Genomic DNA, 6,848 nt, shown 5'->3' on the forward strand with positions numbered 1-6,848 from the left:
GTTATGGCATCCCCCATAGGGTTGAGGTTGAGGACTCCGTCCCGCTAACGCGAACAGCCTCATGCCCTGTGTAGCTCAGTTGGTAGGAGCAATTCTGCTGGCTGAGAAAGAATCCCCGTCCTTTAGGGCGGGGGGTATGTCAACCAAAAAGGCCCCCATGTATGAATCAGGGGGGCTTTCGTAAGTCCTGGCTTTGCACTTGCCTAGCGAAGTGGGGAATCCAGCAGAATGACCAGGCGTTCTTCCAAAAACTTCAGGTTGGCCAACACTTGACTAAACGCTTCTTCCTGGGTCCAGTCCATGATCTCCATGGTTTTGTGAACCAGCGATTGCACCGGCACCGGCAAAGGGCCGAAGACATCCACCAGCCAGCGCACCGAGAAAGGATCGATGGTAATGTTCCCCTCAGCTCCCGGCCAGCCGTTGATGTTGACAGGGCCGTTGTCGCGAATGGCGTTGAGAAAAGCCTGCTTGGCATCCAACCTCACCAAAAGGGGGTGGGCTTGTACGGTGCCGTTCCACCATTCGTCGTTTGTAAACGGCTCAGCTTTGGGAATGCCGGGGTGCCCGCACCAAAAATCAATCAAGCGGGTCATGTTGGGGAAAATCAGCTCGATGAAGTGAAGTTTTTGCTCCTCGCTTAACTTATTGAGTTGCCGCATCGAGTAGGGCACTGGCTTAGTCAAGACCCTCTCCAGCTTCCACTGCTGCCAATTCACCATGCTGATAAACTCAAGGCCGGCCTGCCTCAACATCTCAAACACCTGCGGCACCGTAAAGCCCTTGTCGCTGCGCAGCAGGAAGTTGGCCAGGATCCCCGCTGTGGTTTTGATGGCATCGCCGTTCCAGTGGCTCTTCACAAAGCTGGCGTCGGTGAGCGCTTCCATCACCTCTCGTAGCAGGGGCACCGCTTTGGCTGCCGGCTCGTCCATCACCCCCAGCAGCTCCATCGCATCCTGCATGTTGAAGATAAACTGCCGCTGATAAAGGCTATGAACATTGGTGCGGATGATCCCATCGGGCTTGAGCACCTGCCGCATGCCTTTCAAACCGGCAACCGGGTCGTCCAGTAGGTAGAGAACGTCGTTGCAGGCAATAAAATCAAACTCCTCCCCCAGCGCCGTCATGTCGGTAATGTCCATAACATGAAAGCGGGCGTTTTCAATCTTATGGAACTTAAAGCGCTGCTCTGCCATCTTGATGGACTCCGGCGAAATATCCACACCCACATAGCGAGCGCCGGGGTTGGCCGTTGCCAAAACCAAAGTTTCCCAACCGGAGCCACAGCCGGCATTGAGCATCACCTTGCCTTCCGGCAATACCACCTTGCGATCCCGCAGGTACCTGGCCGTCGTAAGGCTGTTGGCAAACAAAGCAAAGTTGTCGGTAACCGTCTGCTCAATTGGCACATTTGGGTAGGGAAACTCGTCAAACTGCGCCTGTACGGGGTTGGACACAACTTTCTCTGCCATGGCAGTCTTCCTGTTTTTGGGTATCCCAACACTCTTAGCACGCACCCTATCGTACTGCATAGCAAGCAAAAGACTGAGGCAAATCCAGAAAAGCCTGAGGATGGTATAGTGGTGGGGTGTTTTGTAACTACCTAACCTAGAATTCAGGGGAGTCGGGAAGAGGGATCCTTCGATGAGCCCCCGCAAGCGGCTGTTTTGGTTAATGGCAACTTTTCTCCTTGGAATTCTGGCTGCTTGTGGGCTAGCTAGCGGGCCCAGCCTCCTCAGTCGCCCAGAGACTTCATCGCCCGCCCCAGAAGGAGGCGTTGCTGCCTACTACGACGGCAACCCGCAATCGGTAACCATCCGCGATGCCGCCATTGCCTTTGCCATTGCCAGCGGGATCACCCAGCCCAGCCAGATTGTCAGCTTTGTCAACACCGTTTTGCGGGTGCAGCCTCCTCTCACCTTGGCTGAGGTGACCACGGCCGACCCCAATCCGGTGGCCATCTCCGATTTTGATGGGGATGGCACGCCAGGCACCATTCGGGATGCGGCTATTTTGTTTGCCATTGCCACTTTGCAGACCCGCGATGCCAACCGCATCAACACCTTCGTCAACACCGTTTTGCGGCTGCAACCTCCCCTCAACCTTACGCCTGAACAAGCGGCCAGATTGCCAGGGCCGGGATTTGTTCCGCCCACAGGGCTTCCAACCGCCTCGCCTTCGCCGTCACCACCTGGGATCCCTACCCTGGGGGTGCCGCAGGCGGTTACAGGGCGCTTGACCACCAGTAGCCCTCGGGATCCCCGTCGTCCTACTCACTTCATTCAGGATTTCCTGCTCAGCGCGCCTGCGGGGCAAACGGTGCGGATCCAGCTTTCCAGTATCGACTTCGATACTTACCTTTTCATCGTTAACCAGGCTACCGGCGAGGTGATTGCCGAAAACGACGACTTTGGGGGGAGTACGAATTCCCAGCTCGACTTGGTTGTGCAAGCTGGAATCAACTACTTGGTGCGGGTTAGCAGTTACGACCCTGGTGCTACGGGTGCTTTCCAGCTTAGGACTGCTCTGGTTGCCCCGGCACCCACTCCTTCTCCCACGGCTTCGCCCACTCCCTCTGCTGGCGGCTTCAACATCGAGATTGAATTCATCGACAACAGCCTCAGCCCTTCCCAGCGCAACATCGTTCTGCAAGCGGCCCGGCGCTGGGAGCAGATCATCACTGGGGATCTGCCTGATGTAACCGTAACTCTGGAGGCTGGCTTCTGCGGAGCTGGTTTCCCCCCGACTCCCCTGGTCAATCGTCCTGTGGATGATCTCTTGGTTCAAGTAACCGGCGCCCGGCTCCTCTCCAGCCCCCCTGAGAGTGATGGTCCGGGTAAGGCTGTGGGTCAAGCGGGCCCCTGTGGCCCCCTTCGGCCTGGGATCGGCATCATCCCCTATGCCAGGATGGGGATCGACCCAGCGGATTTGAATCGGCTAGAGGAGCAGAGATCCCTCTTTGACGTTGTCCTGCACGAGCTGGGCCATGCTCTGGGGTTCGGCACCGTTCCCAACTGGAGTCCTTTTCTCCTCAACAGCGGCACCACCAACCCGCGCTTTGCCGGCCGGCAGGCCACTGCTGAGTACAACAGCCTGGGCGGATTGGGGAATGTGCCGGTGCAGGTTGAGCCACCTCCCGAAGGTCACTGGCGGCGAACCCTAGGGTTGGAGCTGATGACGCCGGTGCTGCCACCGCCACCTGCACGCCCTGTTCTCAGCCGCATCACCGCTGCGGCCATGCAGGACTTGGGGTTCACGGGCGTCAATTTGTCTGCTGCGGATCCCTATACCCTGCCTCCAGAAGGGCGCCGCCTGCCCCCAGGGGAGGGGCTCTTCCTTGGCAACGACGCTGTTTTTGGCCCAATTGGGGGCGAGATCCATCCTCTTCCCTGATAGCCTTCCAGACTTGGCGTGGTGGCCCTCCGCTACCCCAACTCGTCCTTGGCAAAATGCCCAGGGATAGCCCGACCCGTTGTGGAGCTGCAACAAAAAAAGGCCCCGCCAGGGGCCTGCCAGAGAAAGGGCTGGAAAAGGTTAGGGGCAAGAGCAGGAGGGGGAAGTTACAAACCTTTTCTCCGGGGACGTGAAGAAGTCGTTGAACGTGTTGGCCGGAGGAAGGGGAATAGGATTCACATTTCCAAGTTGTTTACAGATAGCGATGCTGTTGTTTCCCAAAGAAGAATTGGTAAAGGTGTTGCCTTGCACTGTTACGTTAATACTACTACCAACGCAAACGCCAATTTGACCTGGAGTTCCCTCTTTTACCTTAATCTCGGAGTTTATCACTTTTCTTGCAGGGCCTGAACTACCTTTTAGGAGGATAGCAACGTTGGGAGCACCTGTAGCAGGTGAGATCGCGCTCAAGTTGACCTCTGTGTTCGGGCCTTCAATCTCTACAGATCCGAAAGTTGAATCCTCCAAAATGCCCACGACACCCTTGTTCGCCGATGCTGGCCCAGTAGCCACAACCGAGCTGCCATTGATTACTTTGAGGATTGTGTTAGTCCCCACGTGGCGGATCCCAGCAGTGAAGTTTTGGTCGCCTTTAATCAAAACATCCACATTGTCGAGGGTGACGGTGGCGGGAGTGGTAGAAGAAGCAGTTACTTCGATACATCTGTCGCCAAGCCCTACGTCAGTAGTAGCAGTACCAGCACTGCCAAGACCTCTACAATCAATGAGCATGTCTTTCAGGGGCGTTCCCGCAGCAGCGAGCGTGATGGCGGCGGCTTTTGTACCAGGACCACCGGGATCCCCGCTCTCAATCTTGAACCCTTGAAGCCTGTAGCCTTTGTTGAGAGTTAAAAGCTTATCGTTCGTCAGCTTGAGTGTGAAATTAACGCCGCTGTCAGGAAGCACCGTGACGGATCCAGCTGTCAAATTCTGACTATTGATGTTGGCGCTACTAACAATCTCCGTTCCGTCGGCAATGATCCTTACAATCACATTTGTCCCGCCGCCAAGACTGGCTGCGGTCTGAACTGAAGTGGATTGCAGCACCTGCTTCACAGTTTTGAACGGCTGGAGAGGTGAGGTACCTAGGGAACTATCATTGCCTAAGGTTGGATGCACATAGAACTGAGCAGGTGTCGGCGTTGGCGTGGGTGTCGGTGTCGGTGTCGGCGTGGGGGTGGGTGTTGGCGTGGGTGTCGGCGTCGGGGTCGGCGTCGGGGTCGGCGTCGGAGTCGGTGTGGGAGTCGGAGTCGGTGTGGGAGTCGGAGTCGGTGTGGGAGTCGGAGTCGGTGTCGGAGTCGGCGTGGGCTCGCTGAAGAAGGTATCCAACTGCCGTTGGGTGACGCTGACACCGCTGAGCTTCAGGGTGGTGGCAAGGAAGCGGTTGATCCTACTAGCCGTCACCGGACGGCCTGTGTAACTTGCCGCAAACAAGACAGCCGCATCGTTACAGTCCACCTCCCCATCGCCAGTAAAGTCCGAAACAGAGGGGTTGAGCGGATCACCCAACCCTGTCACCTCGGCAACCGTAATCGGCCCCACCTTGAGCGTGTTATTGACAAAGTTAACAATCTTCCTGGAGTCGTTGGTGTTGAGAACGCAGGCGGCAAAGAGCACTGCCGCATCCTCAATCGTGACCGAGGTTTTTACCCCGTCGTAGTAGAAAGCAATGCTCTCAGAGCCCTGCACTGCTGTTTCTGGCGCCTGAGCTGAAATTGTCGGGGGAAGCTGAGTAACAGCCGGAGGATCCGAAGTAAGGGAACAAGCAGCCCCTCCTCCTACGAGGGAGGAAGCCAAAATCAAGGGAGCTATCGGGTGACGAAAGCGGGATTTTGAGTTGCGGGAAGCCATGGCAGATCTCCTTCAAAAACTTGCTGGGGTCAACGTCTTTAGCAAGAGCTGCCCAGCTCACCCCAGGGAAACTCAAAGGCAAACCTTGAGTCTAGTCTCAAGTATACCCAAAGGGCGCTCAAAAAAGCACAGCGACGGTGCCTTTCCCAAAGCTGAAGAAGAAGACAACCGGTTGCCATCTAGCACCTGATACATTCACGCTGAACTCTCCTGAACATGGTTCAGGAAAGAAGCGATCGCATCCTGCCTATCTCTGAGCAGGAAGGCGGTATCCCGCAAAGCCCTGAGGAATACCCCCCGAGCGCTTTCCCCCTTCACTTCCCGGCAACCGTTGCGGTGGACTCAAGGATCAGGGGGAAACTTGGTCTACTATATCCCTCTCAATGACTTTTGCCAAACCGCCTAAAGCTCAGTAAATTCAGCAAAGTTCAGGGTTTTGGGGGTTAGAGGCATGCTCCTGAATGGAAACCGATTGCCCTTCTAGGGCCAGCCCCAAGCTAGTTCACTGAGATGCCCGGCCCGAAGTTGAAGTAGGTGGTGCTGCCAGGGTTAGTGTTGTTGTCAAAGGTGCTAAGGGTAGTACCGCCGACCGTAATCGGCCCAGGTGAAGGAATGGCGGGAGTCACCCGGATCTGGCCGCCAAAGGGAATGGTAAAGGAAGTGGGGAAGGTGGCCACATTCCCAGACACCGAGGTGGAGGTGGCGATCACCGTGCCATCTGCTTGTCGAATGGTTACTGTGGCCCCTGCCGGCAAGCCCGGGATCGTAATCTGCGGGCCGGCAGGAGTGGGCGTGGGGGTGGGTGTCGGTGTCGGCGTGGGTGTTGGAGTTGGAGTGGGCGTGGGAGTAGGTGTCGGCGTGGGTGTTGGAGTTGGAGTGGGCGTGGGAGTAGGTGTCGGAGTGGGCGTTGCCGTGGGTGTGGGGGTCGGAGTTGGCGTGGGGGTGGGTGTTGGAGTTGGTGTAGGGGTTGGAGTGGGCACAGGTGTTGGTGTGGGGGTCGGAGTTGGCGTGGGCGTGGCAACCGTGAGAGGATCCCTTGAGGAAGAGCCGCAGGCAGCCATCAGCCCGGCCAGAGCGGCGGCCAACACTGAGGAAACAAGGGAAACACGCCAACTGGTTGGGAAGTTGCGGTCAGACATTCTCAAATCTCCAGCGAAGGATCAGCAAGAATTGGGGTAGCGGTTGCAGTCTTGGTTCGGCGCCGGCCAGCTCAGGGGAACTAACGGGTATTATTCCCCAACCCTGGCCGAGAAGGAAGGGGATCCACGGCTCTGGGCCTAGTCTTGGCTCATAAGGTAGGTAATGGCGCGGTTTTGCTGCTCAACCACCTGGCGCAGCTCGGCAATGCTGGCCCGCAGCTCAGCGATGGACTCCCTAGTTTGGGCAATGGCTGCAAAAACTTGCCCAATCGCCTCTGTGTTTTGGGCAATGACTGCGAAAAGACGCTCAATGGCCTCTGTGTTCTGGACAGTAACTGTGGAAACACGCCCAATGGCCTCTGCGTTCTGACCAATGGCTGCAAAGGCTTGCCCAATGGCCTCTGT

The 6,848-nt window shown here is 56.9% G+C and carries 4 protein-coding genes and 1 pseudogene; 1 reads left to right on the plus strand and 4 read right to left on the minus strand.

The genetic code is table 11. From position 1 onward, the window contains the following. Window positions 1–203: 203 nt before the first annotated feature. Window positions 204–1,472 (minus strand): class I SAM-dependent methyltransferase, encoded by a 1,269-nt coding sequence (locus ACVWY8_RS12940; protein ID WP_457395420.1) that lies wholly within the window; start codon window positions 1,470–1,472, stop codon window positions 204–206. A gap of 172 nt (window positions 1,473–1,644) precedes the next feature. Here ACVWY8_RS12940 and ACVWY8_RS12945 point away from each other — a divergent pair, with 172 nt between their 5' ends. Continuing rightward, the gene (locus tag ACVWY8_RS12945) at window positions 1,645–3,393 is read left to right on the plus strand and encodes a peptidase M8 (protein WP_457395417.1); all 1,749 of its coding nucleotides are present in this window, start codon (window positions 1,645–1,647) and stop codon (window positions 3,391–3,393) included. 141 nt (window positions 3,394–3,534) lie between these two features. Here ACVWY8_RS12945 and ACVWY8_RS12950 read toward each other — a convergent pair whose 3' ends face one another. From ACVWY8_RS12950 to ACVWY8_RS12960, 3 genes and pseudogenes are all read right to left on the minus strand, one after another. Then, a complete protein-coding gene (locus tag ACVWY8_RS12950; RefSeq protein WP_457395415.1) occupies window positions 3,535–5,304 on the minus strand; it encodes a hypothetical protein in 1,770 nt (589 codons plus the stop codon). A 497-nt stretch (window positions 5,305–5,801) separates the two neighbouring features. Further along, window positions 5,802–6,443 (minus strand): hypothetical protein, encoded by a 642-nt coding sequence (locus tag ACVWY8_RS12955; protein WP_457395413.1) that lies wholly within the window; start codon window positions 6,441–6,443, stop codon window positions 5,802–5,804. Window positions 6,444–6,581: 138 nt separating this feature from the next. Continuing rightward, a pseudogene (locus tag ACVWY8_RS12960) lies at window positions 6,582–6,848 on the minus strand (hypothetical protein); the annotation flags it as partial.

Source organism: Thermostichus sp. OS-CIW-32 (genome assembly GCF_054060415.1).

Coding starts and splice junctions, on each gene's coding strand:
- ACVWY8_RS12940 (WP_457395420.1), bottom strand. CDS start 1,472: ATGGCAGAGAAAGTTGTGTCCAACCCCGTACAGGCGCAGTTTGACGAG.
- ACVWY8_RS12945 (WP_457395417.1), top strand. CDS start 1,645: ATGAGCCCCCGCAAGCGGCTGTTTTGGTTAATGGCAACTTTTCTCCTT.
- ACVWY8_RS12950 (WP_457395415.1), bottom strand. CDS start 5,304: ATGGCTTCCCGCAACTCAAAATCCCGCTTTCGTCACCCGATAGCTCCC.
- ACVWY8_RS12955 (WP_457395413.1), bottom strand. CDS start 6,443: ATGTCTGACCGCAACTTCCCAACCAGTTGGCGTGTTTCCCTTGTTTCC.